Origin of the sequence: Candidatus Rhodoblastus alkanivorans (genome assembly GCF_022760755.1) — a bacterium.
Taxonomy (GTDB): Bacteria; Pseudomonadota; Alphaproteobacteria; order Rhizobiales; family Beijerinckiaceae; genus Rhodoblastus; species Rhodoblastus alkanivorans.
Genome location: NZ_JAIVFP010000002.1, coordinates 43,557 through 63,433, shown reverse-complemented (window position 1 = coordinate 63,433; position 19,877 = coordinate 43,557). Strand labels below are relative to the sequence as shown.

22 protein-coding genes are annotated in these 19,877 nt (G+C 60.6%); 5 read left to right on the top strand and 17 right to left on the bottom strand.

Features of this window, described 5'->3' with window-relative positions:
• Positions 1–5: 5 nt before the first annotated feature.
• From K2U94_RS19570 to K2U94_RS20675, 6 genes are all read right to left on the bottom strand, one after another.
• The gene (locus K2U94_RS19570) at positions 6–725 is read right to left on the bottom strand and encodes a hypothetical protein (RefSeq protein WP_243068979.1); all 720 of its coding nucleotides are present in this window, start codon (positions 723–725) and stop codon (positions 6–8) included.
• Positions 726–814: 89 nt separating this feature from the next.
• The gene (locus tag K2U94_RS19565) at positions 815–1,336 is read right to left on the bottom strand and encodes a helix-turn-helix domain-containing protein (RefSeq protein WP_243068978.1); all 522 of its coding nucleotides are present in this window, start codon (positions 1,334–1,336) and stop codon (positions 815–817) included.
• Between the two features lie 386 nt (positions 1,337–1,722).
• Positions 1,723–3,612, bottom strand: a complete 1,890-nt coding sequence (locus K2U94_RS19560; protein WP_243068977.1) for a UvrD-helicase domain-containing protein — start codon at positions 3,610–3,612, stop codon at positions 1,723–1,725.
• On the bottom strand, positions 3,609–5,945 hold the full coding sequence (locus K2U94_RS19555; RefSeq protein ID WP_243068976.1) for an ATP-dependent nuclease: 2,337 nt from the start codon (positions 5,943–5,945) through the stop codon (positions 3,609–3,611). The genes K2U94_RS19560 and K2U94_RS19555 overlap by 4 nt, the downstream gene beginning before the upstream one ends.
• A 188-nt stretch (positions 5,946–6,133) precedes the next feature.
• A complete protein-coding gene (locus K2U94_RS19550; RefSeq protein WP_243068975.1) occupies positions 6,134–9,559 on the bottom strand; it encodes a UvrD-helicase domain-containing protein in 3,426 nt (1,141 codons plus the stop codon).
• A gap of 16 nt (positions 9,560–9,575) precedes the next feature.
• A complete protein-coding gene (locus K2U94_RS20675) occupies positions 9,576–12,266 on the bottom strand; it encodes a PD-(D/E)XK nuclease family protein (RefSeq protein WP_243068974.1) in 2,691 nt (896 codons plus the stop codon).
• On the opposite strand from K2U94_RS20675, the gene K2U94_RS19540 reads away from it, so the two are divergent.
• Positions 12,253–12,540, top strand: coding sequence for a DUF742 domain-containing protein (locus tag K2U94_RS19540; RefSeq protein ID WP_243068973.1), 288 nt, complete (start codon positions 12,253–12,255; stop codon positions 12,538–12,540). The two genes, K2U94_RS20675 and K2U94_RS19540, sit on opposite strands and share 14 nt — an antisense overlap.
• On the opposite strand, the gene K2U94_RS19535 is transcribed toward K2U94_RS19540, so the two are convergent.
• Both K2U94_RS19535 and K2U94_RS19530 read right to left on the bottom strand, forming a co-directional pair.
• Positions 12,530–12,928, bottom strand: a complete 399-nt coding sequence (locus K2U94_RS19535) for a DUF2513 domain-containing protein (protein WP_243068972.1) — start codon at positions 12,926–12,928, stop codon at positions 12,530–12,532. The genes K2U94_RS19540 and K2U94_RS19535 overlap by 11 nt on opposite strands.
• Entirely contained in the window at positions 12,925–13,230 is a 306-nt protein-coding gene (locus tag K2U94_RS19530; RefSeq protein WP_243068971.1) for a hypothetical protein, read from the bottom strand. The genes K2U94_RS19535 and K2U94_RS19530 overlap by 4 nt, the downstream gene beginning before the upstream one ends.
• Before the next feature lie 114 nt (positions 13,231–13,344).
• Here K2U94_RS19530 and K2U94_RS19525 point away from each other — a divergent pair, with 114 nt between their 5' ends.
• Positions 13,345–13,875 carry a hypothetical protein gene (locus K2U94_RS19525; RefSeq protein WP_243068970.1) on the top strand — a complete coding sequence of 177 codons (531 nt, stop codon included), beginning with the start codon at positions 13,345–13,347 and terminating at the stop codon, positions 13,873–13,875.
• A 174-nt stretch (positions 13,876–14,049) separates the two neighbouring features.
• Here K2U94_RS19525 and K2U94_RS19520 read toward each other — a convergent pair whose 3' ends face one another.
• The 6 genes from K2U94_RS19520 to K2U94_RS19495 all read right to left on the bottom strand — a co-directional run bounded on the left by K2U94_RS19520 (position 14,050) and on the right by K2U94_RS19495 (position 17,558).
• Entirely contained in the window at positions 14,050–14,283 is a 234-nt protein-coding gene (locus tag K2U94_RS19520; protein WP_243068969.1) for a hypothetical protein, read from the bottom strand.
• Between the two features lie 188 nt (positions 14,284–14,471).
• Positions 14,472–14,714 carry a hypothetical protein gene (locus K2U94_RS19515; protein ID WP_336606186.1) on the bottom strand — a complete coding sequence of 81 codons (243 nt, stop codon included), beginning with the start codon at positions 14,712–14,714 and terminating at the stop codon, positions 14,472–14,474.
• A gap of 2 nt (positions 14,715–14,716) precedes the next feature.
• A complete protein-coding gene (gene tnpC, locus K2U94_RS19510; protein ID WP_243068968.1) occupies positions 14,717–16,369 on the bottom strand; it encodes an IS66 family transposase in 1,653 nt (550 codons plus the stop codon).
• Between the two features lie 73 nt (positions 16,370–16,442).
• The gene (tnpB, locus tag K2U94_RS19505; RefSeq protein ID WP_184428059.1) at positions 16,443–16,790 is read right to left on the bottom strand and encodes an IS66 family insertion sequence element accessory protein TnpB; all 348 of its coding nucleotides are present in this window, start codon (positions 16,788–16,790) and stop codon (positions 16,443–16,445) included.
• The gene (locus tag K2U94_RS19500) at positions 16,787–17,065 is read right to left on the bottom strand and encodes a transposase (protein ID WP_243068967.1); all 279 of its coding nucleotides are present in this window, start codon (positions 17,063–17,065) and stop codon (positions 16,787–16,789) included. Before K2U94_RS19500 ends, tnpB begins: the two co-directional genes overlap by 4 nt.
• A 16-nt stretch (positions 17,066–17,081) precedes the next feature.
• Positions 17,082–17,558, bottom strand: a complete 477-nt coding sequence (locus K2U94_RS19495) for a hypothetical protein (RefSeq protein WP_243068966.1) — start codon at positions 17,556–17,558, stop codon at positions 17,082–17,084.
• A 63-nt stretch (positions 17,559–17,621) separates the two neighbouring features.
• On the opposite strand from K2U94_RS19495, the gene K2U94_RS20465 reads away from it, so the two are divergent.
• Both K2U94_RS20465 and K2U94_RS19485 read left to right on the top strand, forming a co-directional pair.
• Complete coding sequence (locus K2U94_RS20465) at positions 17,622–18,131, top strand: helix-turn-helix domain-containing protein (RefSeq protein ID WP_243068965.1); 510 nt, start codon at positions 17,622–17,624, stop codon at positions 18,129–18,131.
• A gap of 129 nt (positions 18,132–18,260) precedes the next feature.
• Positions 18,261–18,455, top strand: a complete 195-nt coding sequence (locus K2U94_RS19485) for a hypothetical protein (protein WP_243068964.1) — start codon at positions 18,261–18,263, stop codon at positions 18,453–18,455.
• Positions 18,456–18,527: 72 nt separating this feature from the next.
• Here the strand turns inward: K2U94_RS19485 and K2U94_RS19480 are convergent, their stop codons facing one another.
• Complete coding sequence (locus K2U94_RS19480) at positions 18,528–18,761, bottom strand: hypothetical protein (protein WP_243068963.1); 234 nt, start codon at positions 18,759–18,761, stop codon at positions 18,528–18,530.
• Positions 18,758–19,009 carry a hypothetical protein gene (locus K2U94_RS19475; RefSeq protein ID WP_243068962.1) on the bottom strand — a complete coding sequence of 84 codons (252 nt, stop codon included), beginning with the start codon at positions 19,007–19,009 and terminating at the stop codon, positions 18,758–18,760. Before K2U94_RS19475 ends, K2U94_RS19480 begins: the two co-directional genes overlap by 4 nt.
• A gap of 355 nt (positions 19,010–19,364) precedes the next feature.
• On the opposite strand from K2U94_RS19475, the gene K2U94_RS19470 reads away from it, so the two are divergent.
• Positions 19,365–19,430 (top strand): helix-turn-helix domain-containing protein, encoded by a 66-nt coding sequence (locus K2U94_RS19470; protein ID WP_425332562.1) that lies wholly within the window; start codon positions 19,365–19,367, stop codon positions 19,428–19,430.
• A gap of 193 nt (positions 19,431–19,623) precedes the next feature.
• Here the strand turns inward: K2U94_RS19470 and K2U94_RS19465 are convergent, their stop codons facing one another.
• Positions 19,624–19,866: a hypothetical protein gene (locus tag K2U94_RS19465; protein WP_243068961.1), complete on the bottom strand. Its 243-nt coding sequence runs from the start codon at positions 19,864–19,866 to the stop codon at positions 19,624–19,626.
• Between the last annotated feature and the right edge of the window lie 11 nt (positions 19,867–19,877).

Below are 19,877 nucleotides of genomic sequence, written 5' to 3'. Positions count from 1 at the left end.
ACTGATCAAAACATGAGGTGAGGATCGTCGGAAGACTGCGCGAGCAGCGCAGGGACCCGGCTGTGGTGAGAAATCCACGTTTGGGTTGGGGGCGAAATCCAGCCGGCGACTTGAAGAATCGAGGTATAATCTTTTGCCAGGTGGCGATCGAGAATCGGCTCGTGGTGGGCGATTCTATTTCTGAATGTTCGCAAATAATCGAGCGGCGCGTGCGCGTTTTTGCGATTGATTTTGACATGGCGGAACGCCCGATACAGCGCCGGCCGCCAGAGGGTCATTTCGTAGTTGGCTTTACCGTATCCAGAGAGCCTGCCGCCGGAGCCCAACAATCCGACCCAAAACCCGAACGAAAGCGCCGCGACCATATGAGGCGGATCATCGACATATTGATCTCGCGCCAGATCGGCGCGCGCCGCGGCGATTCTCGCTTCTGTTCCAGCATCGAGGCCGCAGGCTGAATTATCGTACCAGTCGGCCCCGTATTTGGCGCTCAGCTCGCGGTGCATAGCGTTGCGGAGGGCCACCTCGAGGCCTTGCAGCGGTCCATAAAAAGCGGCGCTGACCGCGGTATTCCACGTGTATAGACGCACCGCGCCTAGACGGTCCCCGCCAGTCCGAGATAAATAAGCGGTCATTCGCTCCGGTGACAGTGACGTCTCCAAGCCGTCGAGCAATGTGTCCGTATACGAGAAGGCGCCCTTGACTACTGGCTCGTTGGAATTCATATTGTCCTCGTAAGCCCTGGATACGCCTCTGCCTCTGGCATGCGCCCGGGGCTCAGCTTTTTATGGGGTCCGTACGACCTTCGGACCGCCTATGCGGAAGTCGTTTTGGCGGACGTCTGCCGGGCCGGCGGCTTATAGCCTCGCTTCGAAACGGCCTTGCGCGCTGCCTTGCTGGCCTCCTCCACTTCGCGAAACTCCGGTTCCAGGCTTTGCAGGCGCTTCACCAGACCGGAGAGGTCATAGGTATTGCTCAGCTTGCCGCCATTGGCCGCGCGGCGTTCGATGCGCTTGACGAGCCCCTCTTGTTCGAGTTCGGCGATATATCGTTGAATTTGTCGCTCGCTGAGGCTGAGCCGCTGAGAGAGAGTTTCTTTGCTGGGGAACGGCTTTCGTTCCTTATCCCACCAGAAATCGCAGAGCTGTAGCAAAACCGCGAGCTGCGTCGGATTCAGGTTCAGGCGCCGCTGTGCACGAAGAAGAAGCGAAGGAACCAGGCAGAAGCCGAGATCCATCACCGCTTGCCCCCATTTCTCGGCTGACGCTTTGTTGGTTGTTCTCACGAAGGGCGTCGGGCCCGCCGTTTCGCTTGATTGCTGAGTGGTTCCATCCATGGTAGTCTTGCCTCACCGCTTGTTTGAACAATAAATGCGGGCCTTTCAGCTTCGTGGCAAGGGCTAACCACGCGTCGTATATGACCGATACCACGAGACATAAGTGGCTAGTGGCCACCGGTCAAGCTCGACTGCTAAAGAATGACGTATCGTCTAACCGCAGACGAAAGCGGATCGCACATAAACGAGTAGTAATTCACCACCGGTCGAATATGTCTGGTCATCGGCGCCTATAATCGGGAATTGTGTGCGCTCGCTGGCGATGACCGCCTCCGTGACTTGGAATGGCATAACGCCGCGCCGCCGGTCCGCCGAACTATCAGATCGGTCTAAAATGCTGCCGGTGCTCGATCACGTGGTGGCGAGGCCGCAGCATGCATCTCGGATTAGACGATCGCAAGATTGTGGACGTCCCCGGCCGGGAACAGTCCAAGGCCCGCGATAGCGGCATGCGCCGCCGCAGGATCGTCCGCGAAGAAAATCACAGCCAGATCTTTTCCGGCACGCGAGCAGCACACATACAGCAGACGCCGAGTGCGGTCGAAAGTTGTCTCCTTGCCCTCACTCAGGTTCGTTCGGTCCGTATCGGACGGCGGCGTGATGCCGAAAAGTTTCCCGTATGAGAACTGGTTGTGGCGGCCTTCCTCGTCATCGAGAACTGTCAGGACGCGGCTGAACTCAGCCCCCTTGACCCCCTGATGCGTCTCGAAGGGCGACTGCTCCTCAATGTAGGTCCGGTAGCACCAGAGCTCCTCCATTGGAGTGTGAAGTAGCTTTTGCAAAGCTGCCGCGTCGCCTGAGTCCGTGGGCGGAACGGATGCGTTGTATTCGGCCATCGCCGTCAGAAGGCGATCATCCAGCCTGAACATCCTGCCATCCCGAAGATGCCTCAGTGCCTCGAACGCAGCAACGGTTGAGGTCGCGCCGCATACCTCGGCGAGGGTCTTCACTTCTCTGTCCAGCTCCTTGAGGATCGCCGGCAACGCGTTCGCGCGCGCGTATTCGCGCTGAAGAGACGGAGCGAAGCGGCGCAACAGATTCATCGCCTCGAACTGATCGTTAGCTCGGCTGGCCAGGACCAGCGGCATCAGAAACTTCAGGAAGGGCTGTACCGACCAATGCGAGCCATCATCGAACCCATCCTTCAGCCCTTCAGACGTTTTGTCGTGGAAGGCCTCGTAGAGACCGCCAAAGCCGAGACGGCTGGCGGCCATGCGGTGCGCGATCACCAACACCTTCACATCGGCTTCCGGCTCATCGCTGAGCCAGAGGGGATCGCCATGTTGATCCGCTAGCCATTGGCGAGCTGCGGCCAACCGCCCGCTCCGGTCATCCTTGGGAACGACTAGAAGCTTTGCCGTGCCTTGAACGGGCTTTCGCTCTTCTCCAACGAGTTCAGTCTTACCGCCCGTCTGGGTCAGACCGTCGCCGCTGGCCCTGATGTTATTGATGACCTTCAGGACTGCCACAGGGCACCGGAAGTTTTCTGGCTTTTTGATGGGCTTCCATCCGGCGAGAGGCTCAATCACCCCCGCGCCAGCGGTGTATATCTTCTGCATCGGGTCGCCGATAAAGCCGAGGCAGAACTTCGAACCCAGCGCTTCCGATATTGCCTTGAGCGCCTCAACCACCTCGGGAGCTGTGTCCTGGCTCTCGTCCACGAAAACGAACGGGTATTTCTGACCGACGACCTTGGCGATGAGAGGTTGGGAGCGGATGAGCTCGGTCGACAGTCTGATCACATCATCATGCCCCAAGATCCCTTTTGGGTAGTCACTCCCGACGCCATAGGTGAAACGGTCAACAGAGACGATCTTCAACTTCTGCTCGCGGTAGCGCTCGATATCGGCCGCAGCCTGAACCCGCGTCTTCTCCTGCGTCCGTTTCGTAAAGGCTGCGATCTTCTCTTCAGTGTCGGCGATCTTCTGATCGAGCCGGCGATCCACCCAGCTTGCGATGTCTGCCTGAAAAGGCTTGAGGGCGGTCCAGAGGAAGCTGTGAATGGTCGAAACGTGGAAGAGCGGATCGTTCCCGACGTCGCCCCATATCTCACCGACAGCGACCTCGGTGTAGGTGATGCAGGCAATCTTCTTTGCCCGTTGGCGAAGGTACGGTCCGCGTGTTTTTCGGAGGTGATCGAGCGCCTTGATGATCGAAGTGGTTTTCCCCGAGCCCGCGCCCGAGACCATGACGAAGCCCGTCGAAGCGTCAGCGTCAAGAAGAGTCCGAAGCTCGATATCAGCCTGCGTATCCGGCTTGCCCGCTCGGCTCGTCATACGGTCGCCTCAACAGCGTTGCGGGCAGCGTCAGGAGCAGGCTCCAGCTTCGCGGCGGCGCTCTCGATCGTGTCGTCACCGATCGCGACATGCTTAGTGAGCCAGTCGAGACCCAGCTGGATATAGGCGGGGACAACCCAGCTCGCATCGTTGCTAGCCAGGAGCCCCAGCGCGAAGTTCGTCTTCTTGAAGCTTTCACCCTTCACCCGCTTGTGGATTTTGGCAGCAAGGTCTTCGAGCGACATCGTGGACGATTTGGCCCAGCGGAGCCCAACCTCGTGATGCTCCTTCTTTTGGCACCAGACGAGATTTTCATAGGCGAACGCCTCCTCAAGCGTACGACTCTTGAGCTCGAGCGTATCCGTGCCCCACGTCGCATTCACGGGGCACTGATAGGCGACCATCACATGCGCGCCGCCATCCGCCGTAGGAGCCTGAAGTCTGTTGCCGACCGGCGCAGCCAGGAGCTCATCGACCAATGACTTGCCGGGAAGCCATTGCAGCAGGGTCTGGTTCGCAGTGATTGCGCCCGGCGTTCCCGCGGGACATTTCGACTTTGGCTTGGGCTTTTTCTCACCTTCCACGTCTTGGCCCACGTCGTCATCGTCATCTTCGTCTTCGGCGTCTTCAGCCGCTTGCGCCGCTTCGGCGGCCGCGTCGTCTTCCGCTGCCGCTTCTTCTTCCTTTTTCGGCGATGGTGGATGCACACTGTCGAGGTCGGTTACGATCAGCGTCGGCAGTCCGAGGAATTCGATCAGCTTGCGGAAGCGGTAGGCAAAGGCGCCGCCCACTTCGAGGATACTCAGATAGGCCGCGCCGAGTTTCTTGGCACCTCGCGCTATCATCAGCGGCAGGACCAGACGCTCGACGTTTCCTTCAACCAGAATGGCCGCATCCGCGAAGAAGAGGTCGCAATGCGTCAGCTTCATATAGCGTTGAAGGAAATCCCGGTCGGGCTCGTTCTGATCGTAAAACACCGACAGGTTGAAAACGGCTGAGCTCTGCTTCGCGCCGGTCTCCGGCGAGCGTCTGAAGTAGCGGATCGGCTGGAAACCACGCTCATAGAGAATGTGCGGCGAGTGTGTGGTGATCACAAATTGCGTCGCATAACCGTCACCACCCGCAGGTGGAATCAGGTCGGTGAGCTTGCGCACAAATGCCTGTTGGAGCTGGGCATGCATGTGCGCCTCCGGCTCCTCAATGAAAATGAGGTGGATAGGCTGTCGTTTGTCTTCCTCGCCTTCCTCGGTGGTGGACCAGTCCGAATGCAGATCTAGGAGTTCAACGCCCATGTAGATGAGGTTCTTGAACCCAAGTCCGTTATAGCTGTCAGGGAGCGCGAGAGCTTCCGCGTCGGCAGTCGCCTCTTCTAACAGGTAGTGAACTTTCGCCTGCTGATCGCCCATGAGACGCTCCAACTTGAGCGCGGCGCGAATCTCGAGGCTGGGGTTTGCGAGGCCTGGATAGCCAAGCTTGCGGAGCGACTTGAACGTGTCGCTAAATACGTCGGCAAAGTGTATGGTGAGCTGGTTTTCGGAGAGCGCGAGGGCTCGCAACGCGTTGTGATCGTCTTCCCGTTTCTTCTGATTGCGTGTGTAGAATCGGCTCAGCCGTTTCGAGAGGTCTTCCGTCCTTGCCTGAGCGTTCCCGTCGCTTAGGTGGCGCTGAGCGCTAAGGAAGTCGACTTTGATCAGCGAGTTGATGACGGTGTGTCCAGATCGCTCGGCATCACCGATGATCTCTTTGGGCGCATAGGCCGCGTCGGCACTTTTCGCCTTGAGCTGCGCCTCATCCAGAATGAAGTAGCGCAGGCCATATTCGTTCTTCAGCTCTCGGGAGAGATAGTCGCGCATGTTGCGCGGCCAAGGCTTGTAGTCCTGCCCGTCTTTTTCCTTGGTCTTTGCAAATTTGGCTGCTTCGGCCGCCTTTGCCCTGAAGTTCGCGAGGGTCTGCGCGGCATCCTTAGCCGCGAATTCGATCCGAAGTCCGACCAGCGATCCTTCCCACGCGGCGCGCGGCAGCAACTCGACCACGCGATAGAGATTGTCCGCGTCTACGCCAATCCAGACATCAAGGGATATGGCCGGAAATTCTACCTTCGCGTCGGCCGCGCCTTCGGCCGGGAAGTTCTCGAAGTCGGTCCAGCAGTCCGCGCAAAAGTCGTGAACCGTAAACTTGTCCTTACCACCCGAAAGGAAAAGCTCAATTGCGTGAGTGGCCGACGTCTTCCCGCTGTTATTGGCCCCGACGAAAATCGTCAGGTCATGGGCAAAATCGATCCGTGCGTCCTTCAATCGTCGGAAATTTTTGAAGGCGAGAGAATGAACATGCATTTTGTTCGTTGCCCCTTCGGCAATATTTATTCGGACTAACGCATAAGCTGTACCTTAGCAAACAGATAACCGATACGGGAGTGGCAGCATTTCCGGCCCCTTCGGCCGCAGGCTGCCAAATATCCACCAACGCTTGCCGACCTCTGTTGAACCAATCGTCTAGAGTGAATTCACTTTCTCGACGTCCATCAGACCCGCGCCGAGCCAATCGCCGGCGCGATTTTCTCGACTCGACCGGACGTCAAAAAAACGATGAGTCCCGTGGGCGCGCCGGTTGCCGCGAGATATTCGCTAACCTGACCGCGATAGAGTTTCACAGTCTTTGCATCAGGATCGACATCACTCTTCCAGTCGACCACCGCGCCGATCGATCCGTCAGGACCGAGGGCCAAGGCGTCGGCGACGCCGGAGGTCATCTCGAAATTGGCGCCGTCGGCTCTTGAACTGAAAATGGAAACCTCAGGCCGAAGCAGCGGGCGCAGCGCCAAGATTTCGGGCAGCCCCAGGCCGCGCAACACGCTGGCGGCAAGTTCGGCACTATTGCAACCTTCGGCCGCGTCCGGGTTATCTGCCACGCCCATTTCCGCAAGCAATTCAGCCGCGCGCGCCTGAAGCGCATCTTCCGCCTCGGAGGTCTCGCCCGTCAGCACCTCCTCGATGAGCTTATGCAGGACAAGTCCTCGTTCCCGCCCGCCCTGGATGACGGGCGTTCCAACGTCAGGCGGTTGTTCCGCGACGGCGTCGGGACCGGTGAAAATGGAAAACTCGCTGACGGGGTGATCGGCGCCTTGCTCGTGTCGGCTGGGCTGGCGCCACGCGATCGTGCGCTCGTTTGCGACGATCGCGGCCGCCTCGGCTTGCCAGGTTTTGAGATCCTGAATGTTCGCCGCCGCAGTCGGAGGCGCGACCGCCGCCCCCGTGAACGCGGCCGGGTCAAACTTTGGCAACGAGGCCAAATCCAGCGTGAGCAGGCTGAGCCAATCGTCGCCCGATCGCTCGCTTTGCAGCGGCAACAGTAGAAGATCGCGGGCGCGCGTCAGGGCGACATACCAGAGCCGGACCCGCTCGCGGCGCAACTCGTCGGCCTCGGCCTGCTTCACGGCGTCGTAGTCCGGGCTCGCGAAATCAAGAACCGCAAAATGAACCGAATCGTCCTGTCGTCGGTACAGGAACTGATCCTTGGAATAGAGCTTGGTCATCGAGTTTATGGGGATGACGATCGGCCACTCGAGGCCCTTCGACGAATGCATCGTGACGATGGAGACGGAGTCGACCTCGGCGTCAGGCCGACCCTCGGCTTGCGATTCCGTGTCTTCCCAACGATCCCATATTGCGCGGGAGAATTCCGCGATGCCGCGCGCCGCATAAGGGCGCGCCATCTCAAGGACCAGTTCGACATTCGCCAGCGCGCGCTCGGCGCCGCGCCGATAACGCGCCTTGAGAATCGGCCTGATTTTCAGCTCTTCGACAGCCTCAGCCATCAACTGATGCGGAGTCGTGCGACGGGCTTTCCTCGCCAGGTTTTGCAGAATTGTCAGCGTCCGCTTCAGGTTGGGGTTCTGCACCTGCTCGGCATTCGTCCATAAATGCAGCGGACGATGGCTGTTGGTCACGCTCTGCAAATGCAAGATTTCGTCGGCGATCTCTTCCTCGGTCAGGCCAACGACAGGACCACGCAACAGCGCGCCCAAGGCCAACGTGTCACGGCGGTCCGCGATCGCGCGCGCTACAGCGATCAGGTCCTGAACTTCCTGGCGGTTGAAGAATCCCTTGCCGGCCTGCGTGGCGATCGGAATGTCTTGGTTCTCCAGCGCCCGCTCGTAGATCCAAAGGCTCGTCCCGGTCGGCGCGAGGAGGGCGATGTCTCCGGCTCTTGCTGGCCGATAATCACCAAGGTCCTTGTCCCATACACGGTAGGACCCGATCAGGCGTTGGACGATGTCGGCGACGAGTCGGGATTCCTCACGCCTGAGCTCTACGGCGATCAATCCTCTCTCGTTCCGGTGCCTATCCTCGATCGTTAAGTCAAATTTCGCAACTGCCGATCGGGAGCCTGGCTTTCGCACAGGCGCCAACGCGGCAAATCCCGGCTGTCCCTGGGCGAGGTCAAGCATGCTCGCGAAGTTGTCGTTCACGAACTGCAGAATCGACGGCTGGGATCGGAAATTCGCGGATATTTCGAGGATCGACGACGGATCGCGATCGGCCAGCGCCTTCTTTGCTGTGAGATATGTCGCAACGTCGGCGCCTCGGAAACGATAAATCGCCTGTTTCGGGTCGCCTACCAGGAACAGCGCGCCGGACCGAATCTTTCGGTCCTGCCATGCGCATGTTTGCGGTCCCTCGCCAGCCAAACGCCATAGAATTTCGGCCTGCAACGGATCGGTGTCCTGGAACTCATCGACAAGGATACGGGGATATCGGACCGCCAGCGCCTGCCGGACCGGTTCGCTTTTGGCGAGCAAGTCGCGGGCATGGTGAAGCAGATCATCGAAATCCATCAGCGCGGCATCGCGCTTATATTGCGCGTAAATGTCCTTGAGCGCGGTGAACTCCGCGACAAATCGCTGGAACGCCAATTGTCCCAAGGCGCCGCAAAACTCGCCGTATGCGGCATTGCAATTCCAGTAACGGACTTCGCCGGCGGCGCTCAGGGTTTCGCCGAAGGCGGTGCTCTTCCCGAATGCTTTGGCGGCATCCTTCCATTTGCCCTTCTTTCCCCACTGGGAAAAATCAGACGTGTCCTTTTTGCACGCGCTCGGACGCTTGTGCGCCAACATCTGGGCGATCGTTTTGCCTGTGATGGGGCTGCCCGCCAGGCCCCGTGCGATATCCGCGATGCGCGCGAGATCCGTCACGACCTCTGCTGTCTTCTCCTCGACGACCGCACACCCATTATACCACGAAACAAAGTCTTCGATCGCGGAGACCAAGCGCGAGTATACGGCCGGGTCCACCGTAATCGGAGGCGCCGAGGCGCTGCGGTGCTCCTTGAGAAAGTCCGCGGCCTTCTCGATCAGATCGACAGCTTCATCCGGAGCGATGTTCACCAGCTCGGCAAAAAAATCGTCGTCACCGCCGGCCCCCTTCATGGGTGGAATCCGGCCCAACCCCTCGGCGCTGCGATCTCGCCCGAATCGCGCCGAGAGCCAAGCCTCCATCAAATCGTGGAAGGCAAGTTCGGCCGCGGCAGGGTCGATGATCTGGGCGCCAGGATCGATTCCAGTCTCGACCGGATAGGGGCGCACGAGCTGCTGGCAAAAGCCGTGAATTGTCGTGCAGGTGATTTCATCCAGGGTTCGACAGCCGTTCTGGATATTCTCGCGCTGGATCTGGGAAAGGGGTGATGCCAAGGCTTGCCGCAACTCGGTCGGGACGGTCCCCTGTTGCAACTGGCCCGCGAACTTTTCGATGCGCTCCAAGAGCTCACTTGCCGCGGCCTCGGTAAACGTAATGGCCACGATGTCGCGCGGGAGCACGCCGGCTGTCAGCATGACCGCGACGCGGCCGGCCATAAGCGCGGTCTTGCCACTGCCCGCGCCCGCTTCGACAAGCAGCGTGCGATCATGGTCGGTGAGCGCTGTCAGGCGCGCCGCGGCATCCGGAAGATTCATTGCCATCGCTCCCATTTCAGGGCTCCTCCCACAACGGGGCGAGGTCGGAAAGTTCTGCCGCGACCAAGGGCCGAATGAGATCCACGTAACTTTCCTTCGCTCCGCCGGGCAGAGCGAAGGCGAAGTCGTTAAAGTCCTCCGCGGCGCCGGGGCCAGGCAGCGCTTTGCCCGCGGCGAAGGCGGAATAGGCGGCCGCCAAGAACGCTGTGAGTTTGGTGAGCGTCGCGTCGGGCGACGCGAGGTTCAGCAGCGCACCATTTTTTCGCGGATAAAGCAGCCGCGCATCGACTTCGGGGGACCCGACGATCAACGATCGAACCGCATAAGCATAAAGGCATCGCTGCAATTCGGCACCACCCTTGAGCTGAGGGACGCCGCGAGGGAATTTCCCGGACTTGTAGTCGGTGACCCTGGCCGCGCTGTTGTCGCCCGCGAGGTCCAGCCGGTCGATCGAGCCGCCGATCGAAATGCCTGTGCCGGGAATTACGACCGGGGTTCGCGGATTCCAAGGCAACGTCGCCAGGACATTGTCGCCCATGTCGAGCGCGCGGGAATCGCCACCGAACGGAATTTCCGCGAAACTCCGTTGCCCGACCAAAGGGGCTTCATTGGCGGAAAGCGCGGTCAGAGCAAGCTCCGACGCGTCTTGACACTTTCGTCGCCAAATCACGGGGGGCGGCACGGGCGCTGTCGAGTCCCATCGCGTGGCCACCGACGCGGTCGCTGCTCCGATGACGTTTTTCAACGCTTGCTCGTCCTGGGCGGCGGCAGCAAATCCACCCGGCTTTCCTTCAAGAATCAGGATCGCGCCTTCGAGAATTTCATGAAGCAGGTTGCCAAATTGCAGGGGGTCGAGCGTGAGCGGCTCGTCGATTTCGTCCGGTGAAGACCAACCAAAACCGTACTGCCAGAGGTAGCCCAGGGGATCGCGCAGCAGCTTCGCCAGGGAGGACGCCGATTGACGCCGATCGAGCGCCTGCAGGAGGAGCGGGTGGTTGGCGCGCACCTTGCCATCGTGCGCCGTGATGCGTTCGGTGTGCCAGTCGATCCAGGAGGACAGCGCTAGGCGGGCTTCGGGCAGGGCTGCGAATTCGGCGGGCCGGGCGAAAAGCCGATCGGTATCGCTCGCCGCCTGCTCGGGTTCGCGGCTTTGCGCGAGATAGACCTCGACAATGTCGCGCGGATAGAGCGGCGAAACGCCATTAACGCGTCCGCCGCTATCGCGCCGCGCGCGCGCAAATACGAGTTCGCTGGCGGTCATCGCCTCGATCGTCTCGAAGTCGCGCGTATCGGCCTGATGGACCGGTAGGGGATCAAGCCGGGAAGAGGGAACGATGTGATGGGGCAGCAGCGGATCTTCGCTGGCCCGGCGAGGCCAGGACCTAGAGGTCAGTCCCACCAGCCAAGTGTAAGGTCTGGGAACGGCGGCGATGGCGGACGCAGGCCCCCAGACCACGGAGACGGTCGGCTCGAGGTCGTCGTCAACTCGCAGTCCCGCCAAGGTGACATCCAAGGCTTCGGCGGGGGCGTCGGTGAGCGCCTTGCGCCAAATCGCCAGGGCCTTTCCTTGAAGCAACCGCTCGCCGACCTCGGAGGCCTCGGCTAAGCCGAGGCCGATGGCGTCGATGATGTCGAGAAGGCGCGGTCTTGGGTCGTCGCCGTCAGGGAAATCCTCGGGATTGAGCGCGGCGATTTCCTGCTGCCAGCGCCCGGCGTCCAGGAGCGGCGCGTCTTCGGGAAGTTTGCGCCACCATTGGCTCGGCAATTTAGAAAAATTGGCGGTTTGCGCGCGCAGGAGGCCGATAACGCGTTTGACGCGCGGTTGCGAAAAACCACGCAGAAGAACTTCAGCCAGGGCGGCCGCGAGTTGTCCTTCAGGACTATCCAGCGCCGCACGACCGTGAATGAAGTGGACGGGGATATTGGCGGTCGCCGCAAGAGCGAGGACGTGATCATCCCAACCGGCCGGAGATGCCGTCGCGATGGCGATGTCTTGAGCGCCGATCCCACTGGCGAGGAGACCACGCGCCCAGCGAACGGCCTCCAGGATCTCATGGCGTGGACTTGCGCAGGAGATGGAACGGCGCACAGGCTGTTCTGGGGAGCTCTCTACGGTCTTCACACCCAATTGCGCCAGCCATGGTGGCACACGCCGCGCCTCAGCGACCCAGGTCACTTCGCCTTCGGTGGCGAGCGCAGCCAGAAGGGGGCGCCAGACCGGCGACATTTCCGTTCGGCCGTGAATCTCAATCGACCCGAAAAGGACCGGCGCGTAACCCGTGCGCCCGAGCGCGCGCGCGACGAGATCGGCGGGCCTCAGCTCGTTCCTGGGCAACAGCGCCAGCACTTCTCTTTCCAAAAGCGCGAGCGCCTCCAGTCTTAGCCGAGCCGCTTGGTCCGAGGCGGCGTTCGCTTCGTTCTCGAGACTGAGGCCGGCGCTCCAGGCTTTCGACAAACTGTTGGCAACGGCCCGCTGAAAGCCTGGCAAAGTCTTAATTGCGTCCAGCTCTCCAAGGGGGAGGTCAATCGACTCCCCGACCGCCGCAGCCAGGTGGTCGCTGTCGATGGGCTGAAGGAAGCCGCCGGCGAGACGCGCGGCAAGCTGATCGATGGTCAGCAGCTTTACCCCGTGCTTGCCCTCCAGGGCAGCTTTTGCACGGCAATGGCGCCAGGAGTTGCGATTGGGAACGACAATGGTGCTGAGCACGGAATTCACTTCTCAAAGCCAAGTTGCTGTTTTAGAACATTACATGAACACCGCCAAGCCCGAAAACCCGCCTCGCGCACTTGAACTCTGCAGGAACATCGACGCTTACGCAATCGGATCGATAAATCTCCCGCTGCCGATAAGCACGACGCGTGTGTGGATTTCGGATCTGCGCCGTAAAGAATTCAAAGAAGCGATAGGAGGCGCGCTCGCCGCTTACCGAGACGAGGGCAGGGGCGCGACCGGCAAGGACGGATGGGAGATTAGAGTTTAACACCCGTGAATTCCTCGATCTGTTTTTTCACAAGGCCCTTCGCAAGGTCTTTGAGGAGATCGACGGTAAATCCTCCTGCCGCCGCCGCGCCCTTTTTCGTCTTTGCCCAAATTTCGGGATCGCGAACGGAATCCAAAAAGTCATGGCCCGCCCAGCTTATCTGACGGAAGACAAGGCTTCCGTCCGGCCCAAACGATTGAGACCCAGCGGTTTCGACGAGATTTCCGCTGACAAGCATACGAAGATGGTGTCCAACTTCATCGCCGGTGAAACCGTTGACGGCCATCGCCGGATTATAGGGGGACAACGGCCTCACAACGCCGGGCGGGATGTCGAGCGCCTCTAACTTCAAAAGGAGTTCGCGAACGAGGTCCATGTCGCGTTTCATTTGAATGTCTCCGGGTCTGGAAAATCCTCGTAGCCGGAATACATGACCGTGCCGATATGACCAACATAAGGAACGTGCCCAACCCGCGACGCATAAGGCGCAAAACTATGGCCCCGACGCGTTTGCGACGATAATTGTGTGATCAACTTGCCGCTCTTAATTTCGCCAAGATAACGGCCATCCGAACCAAACACTTCGTCGCCGTGAAAGCGGCCGACATGGTGACCGGAGTGAGTCCACAAGTCTTCACCTTCCCGGCGGCCGAAATAAGTACCGCCCCACGTCCAAAGATCAGAACTCATCAGCTCCCTCCATATGATAAAGCTTATTACCATCCACAAACGCCAGCTTGGCAACAGCGCGAGCGCCGCGCTACGATATCGGGTCAGACTCGATACCCGGGAACGAGGTATAAGGTGACCCCCAAGTCCAACCCCTGCGAATTCAATTTGCAGTTCGACCCGGCCGACATCCATAGGCTCGCAAAGGACTATGCGTATGAATCGGACGATGATGCGCTCGCGGCCGGACGCCGGATACGCTCCGGGGATTACACGCGCTCAAACATCGAGACGATCTTCGACTGGAAAACGGGAGGACGTGGCAAATCCCGTCTGCGCCGCAACAGCGACGAAGAGATCGCCGACGCCTTGAGTCTCGCGATAAGCGCCAAGACCGAGCGCGCGGCCATCGCCGTTTTGCTTGGACTACAAGGGGTCCTTGCGCCCGTCGCATCCGCTATCCTCACCGCGATTGATCCGGAACGTTATACGGTGATCGATTTCCGGGCGCTCGAAGCGCTCGGAAGCGAGAGCAAAGACCGCTCCGTCAATTTCTATCTCGCTTATCTCACCCGCTGCCGTCAGCTCGCAAAAACGCACAACGTCGCTTTGCGCGATCTAGATCGCGCACTCTGGCAGTGGTCGAAAGCGCACCCAGCGCGCTAGCAATCCGCACCTAACTTATTCAACAAAAAAGCCTTGCAAAATCAACGGTACTCCTGCTTTGCGACAGTGGTGATTTTTGCACAATCCGATTTGTGCCGATGGTACGGAATCAAATTGGCCTTGGCAGGTCACTGCACCGGATATCCCAGCCGGATCGGGTGCGGTTGTTTTCGATCATGGAACCGCTGGTGCGCATGTGATCAGTCTGAGGCTGTCGCGGGTGTGGCGCACCGATTTCTCGATCCAGCGGTCCTGCAACACGATAATGTCCAGCGTCCGTTGGGACGAATGCACCAATGGCGTCAGGCAGGTCGACGCTGCCGAGAAGAACTCGTCGATCATGCCGTCGAGCATCTTGTCGTGGGCAGCGACGGTTTGACGCAGTTGAAGACGCCGGGGATCGGACAAGCCAGCGATTAGAGTCGCCGCGCGGTCACTACTTTTCCTCGCAAAGCTCCCCGGCTTTTCGCCAGTCCTCGAATATCGCGGATTGTGCGTCGTCCAGCGCGATCTTTCCTTGGCAGACGAGCGACGACAGGCACACCTCGACGGCATCCTTCTCGTATCCATCCGGCGTAGCACGCAGGCGGCTAGCTTCAGGTTGATCGCCTCGCCATGATCGTCGGATCGTCTTTGTGGATTTTGATGAGGTCGATCAGGTTCTCGATGCCGAAGTCGGTGAAGGCCATCTCGCCATCTTCGGACGTGTCATAGACCCAGATCACGCCGTCCTCGACCTCCATGCCGATGGCGATTTCGAACAGCCAGTCCTCATCTTCGCCAAGCTCCCTGGCGACGCGGCTGATCGTCTTGACGTGATGGACTTTGTTGATGTGCACGGTCAGGCGGCCTGAGCGGAGTTGGCCGGCGCCTGCGGCTTCCAGTTCCAAGGCGCCAGCTCATCGAGCCGGTGCGCGGGGTGGCCGGCGATGCGGGAGAGGACATCGGCCAACCAGGCCTGCGGGTCGACGCCGTTCATCTTGCAGGTGATAATAAGGCTGTACATCGCCGCTGCGCGCTCGCCCCCACGATCCGAACCGCAGAACAGCCACGATTTTCTTCCAAGGGCGATGCCGCGCAGGCCACGCTCGGCGGCGTTGTTGGAAAGGCAAACACGGCCATCATCCAGAAAAAGTGTGAAGGCGGCCCAACGCTTGAGAATGTAGTTGATCGCCTTGACCAGATCATGCCCCCGCGACAGTCGGGCGGCTTGCTCGCGCATATAGACCTGGAGATCCTCGACCAGTGGCCGGCTGAGCTTTTGTCGAACCGCCAGGCGCTCCGCGGCGCTTTTGCCGTTGATGATCCGCTCGATCTCGAACAGCGCGTCGATGCGGCGCACAACCTCGATCGCAATGGGCGACAGCGGAATCTCCTTCTTGCCGGCGGCCTTGCGCCGCGCGTTCTCCTCGATGTCGGCCATGGCGAAGAACGGCCGTCGCGCATGCACCCAACACGCCGCCTCCTTGATCGGACCGGGCTTTCGGTCGGCCTGATAAAGCTTGCCGTAGCCTTCAAAGGCGTCCGCTTGGAAAATTCCGGAATATCCGGCCAGATGCGACTGCGGATGCTCGCCCCGGCGATTGCGCGAATAATAGAACATCGCCGCCGGCGGCCCGGCGCCGCCGAAGGGCTTGTCGTCGCGCACGTAGACCCAACATCGCCCGGTGTCGGTCTTGCCCTCGGCCAGAACGGGCACGGTGGTGTCGTCGCCATGCAACCGCTCGGCCGCCATCACATGCGCCTCGACCAGGCGCAGGACCGGCGCGAGCGCCGCGCAAACCGATCCCACCGCGTCCGCCATGGTCGACATCGCGATTGGCACGCCTTCCAGGGCGTAGCGTTCGGCCTGACGGTTCAAAGGCTGGTGCTGGCCGAACTTCTCGAACACGATCATCGCCAGGAGGCTCGGCCCCGCCCATCCCCGTGCAATGACGTGGAAGGGCGCGGGCGCCTGGGAGATCTTCTCGCAATCGCGGCACGTGAATTTCTCGCGCACCGTCTCGACCACCTTCCACTGACGGGGCTGCGACTCCAGCGTCCGCGTCACGTCCTCACCGAGCTTGCGCAGCCTTTTGCCACCGCAGCACTCGCACGCCGTCGGCGGCGCGATCACCACCCGTTCGCGCGGAAGATGGTCAGGGAACGTATTGCGCTCGGGACGTTTGCGCGTAAATCCGCGCACGTTGGTCGCCAGGGCGACGGCCTTTTCCGCCGCCAGTTCGTCTTCCGTGGCGCCGGCCTCCGCCTCTTCGAACGCCAGCGCCAACTGGTCGACCAGACGCTCCGAGCGCTCCGACTTTTGTCCGTAAATCTGGCGCTCCAGCTTGGCGATCCGCAGCTTCTGCTGCGCGATCAGCGCCAGATCTTCGGACGCCTTGGCCCTGGCGACGGCCAATTCCGCAGCGACTTCAACGGCGTTCGCACGCTCGACAATCAACGCCGCTTTCAGGGCGGCGATATCGTCAGGAAGGGCGTCACGAGCGGGGGCCATGCGACGCAGTGAATCATATATTTTGCGATTCGTGGCGCCCCAAAATGCGGCCGACTCCGAGTTTTTTTCACGCTCACCCAGCGCTCTTTGGCCGCCAGGTCAATTGTGGATTACGCCAATCAATTCCTTCAAGCATGTAGGCCATCTGCGCCGCCGAGATCGACAGAGCGCCATCGGATGCCGACGGCCAGATGAACTTTCCCCGGTCCAATCTTTTGGCGTAAAGAGACAGCCCGACGCCGTCATGCCAGAGAATCTTCGCCAGATCGCCGCGGCGCCCCCGGAAAATGTACAGATCGCCAGCGTGCGGATCACGTTGAAGCCCCTCCTGAACCTGAAGCGCGAGGCCTTGCATGCCGCGCCTCATGTCGGTGTGGCCTGTCGCGATCCAGACCCGGACGCCGCTTGGGATCGGAATCATCGCAGGCCCCGCAATGTCGCGGCAATCAAATCGGCGCACGCCGACGCGCTGATGCTGACCCGCGCGCCCCCGGGCAGATCCACGACGATTGCAGGCGCCAATTGAGGTGTCGGTTTGTCCGCCGGCGGCGGATCATGGGTGACAAGCGCGCGTAAAAACGGCGCGCCGCTCTCGCGCATGGCGTTCCGACGCCACGTGTAAATGAGGCCGGTCGAAACCTCGCGACGCCGCGCCACCGCGGCCACGATCGCGCCCGGAGCGAAGGCTTCCGCCAAAATCTCGCGCCGCTCGTCATCGGACCAGGAGCGGCGACGATCTGGACCTGTCAGCAAAATAGAATGGGCCATGAGCAACTCTTAGGCGCGCTCGTATCAGCGCTCGTAAGAGCGATCTCTCCGCCAAATCCGATCTCAACGGAAGGCGGCCGCCACCGAAGGGATACTCCTTCTCACGCGCCTCGTCGATGGGCTGGAGGGCAAGATTTCGACGATCGATCAGGGCGCCGCCGAGGGCGAGCGGGACGATGTGGTCGAGTTCGTAGCGGTTTCGCCGCTCGATGGGCTCGCCGATGGCGGCCAGCATCTCGGCCTTGATCCGCTTCATGTCGGAGACGTAAGGACGCACCGTCCGCGTCCATCCGGTCGCGCAGATCGTCTCTGCGATCTTCGCCCGCGTCACCGTGGGGTTTAATGCGGGCTTCGCCGGCTCGCCGCCCATGGCGGCTCCGGCGGCGAGTTCGACCACCACGAAGGCGAGGATCGGTTTCATGAAACACGCCTTTGCAGAAGCCATGGCATGCGGTAACCAATTAACGCAAACCTGACAAGGGATGTGTGTTCAGCAACCGCTCATGCTATCGAATGCAATATTGATGAATGTTTCGTAAAAAAAGTCGCGCTGAATAAGCGGGATGTAGACCGGGTTGCCAGAGTCTTCAGGATGAAATCGATTGTGAATTCCATCGACGAGCATGTCGGACGACGGCTTCGACTGCTGCGACTGTCGCGTCAGATGAGCGTGGAGCGTTTGGCTCAAATCGTCGGCGCGAGTTCCGCGCAGATCGAGAAATATGAGGCCGGAACGGCGAGGGTCAGCGCAGTAGATCTTTTGCATATCGCGGTCGCGCTCGATCAGACTGTCGCCTACTTCTTCCAAAACGCCCGCGCCGCCGTCGCTGCCGGGCAATCGCCAGCGCTGGAAACCCTGCTTCCTGAGGACGCCATAGAACTCCTTCGCGCCTTCGCCAATGTGCGCGACGCTTCGGCGCGCAGAACGATCATCGCGTTGACGATTTCGCTGGCCACCTTCGAAACCCACGGTTCCGGCGCGAACAAATCCTGACGAAGTCGCGACGATCGTCCAAGGCCTTGACCTAACGTCAAATTAACCTTCAGCTTTGTAATAACAGTGGGTGCGCGCGACGGGGCGCGGGCCCAACGCGGGGTCAAAGTCTGGAACGAGCCGGCCGAAATGGACGAGGAACTGCGCGAGATGATCGAAATTGCGCGCGTCGAAGCAGAATTCGCGCTGCTCGAAATCCAGATCCACGGTGCGGTTCACGCGAAGGAAGCTCAACGCCATATGGAAGCGCTGATCGTCAAACTCGACGAGTTCCTGGCGAAGACGCATTGGAGCAACGGCGACCCCCGCGGCCACCGCAATTGAATGCCGCGAATTGAATTCGGAATCGCTGTCGTACCCGTGCAGAGCAACGATCGTCGCCCTCGCGCCAAACGTTCAATGACCGGTCGGGCGTTCTTCTCGCGAGGCGGGAGTGACATCGACATTGCGCCCGCCGCATTTCGGGCAGGCCATGAGCGCGGCGATCTTGGCGAGGGTCGTGGCAGGCGGTAGAATGTGGATCGGCGCCCGCCACGAATTCCCGCATTTCTCGCAAAACGCATCGACGGAGTCGATGCCATGTTCGGCCAGCTTCGCGACCGTGACCTCGGATCGGATGACGTGGCTCATCCGCCGTCCTCAAGATATCTCGTCGCCGTGTCTGCGTCCTGCCGTCCTGTCCTCTTCCGGATTTCGAAGCGCACAAGGTTCCAGTGCTCTGGCGTCCGTTCGGCGTCGACGATCTTGTGAAGACGCTGCTCAAGGGCGCGGTCCCGTGCGACGTGGTAGGCGGAGGCGCCGAACTCCGCGATCATGGCCGTGGCGTCGGCGTCGACGTGGGCATGCAATTCCTTTCGACGCCGCCACCAGCCAAACATTTTTGCTCTCCTTTGGTGGCAAACTGAGGCATGTCGGTGATCGACTCAAGCCTTGGGCGTAAAAAAAACGGCGATGTGTTTCGACGCCGATCGGCTTCCAAAGCTATTGATTCCTTGGGCGCCGGAGGGGTCACAGTGAACTGCCTATTCACACCTGAAACCCTGAACACGCCAGGGGATACGGGGGGAAAGCCTTCCCCCTGGCCGGCCCCAATGTCGCCGGCGCACCCCCTTCTGCGGGGAGACGCGGCAACGCCCCCTTTGCGGTCAAGGGCGCGCTGGCGCATCTCGAAGACCTCGTTCTGCATGACGCCCAGATGGACGCCCGCGCCCCGACCGCGGAAATCAGAACCTCATCGCCGAACTAGGGCTGCGCGAGCTGACTGGGCGGCGGCGCTATCGCGCCTGGGGGATTTTGTAAGCCCGAGACGGGAAAAAAGACCGTCGGCTCTGACGCCAACGGCCCAAGTCTAGGGAGGATACGCCCAAGGAAGCCTTTGAGGCCGGCAGGGCGGCGCCTCACACATTTAAAAAAGCCGCGCTCGCCGCCTACCACAACGATGGCCGGCACGAGATCGGCGGCAAGGGGCGCGAGCACGTTACACGCGCCTGCGCTATCGAATTTCATAGATCGCCGAGCCTGCACTCAGGTACTCGTGGATCTTATCGCCCTTGATCTCGAACTTCGGCTGCGATGCGCTCATGTATAGGCGAATGTGATTGCCGCGGATCTCGTACTTTGGCTGACTGGCGATACCGGCCTCGTGGATACGGTTGCCCCGAATGTCGTAGATGGCCGCGCCCGCGACGCCGGCTGCATAGATATTCTTGCCGTCAAAACGAATGTCGTCGCTCATCGCGCGCTCCA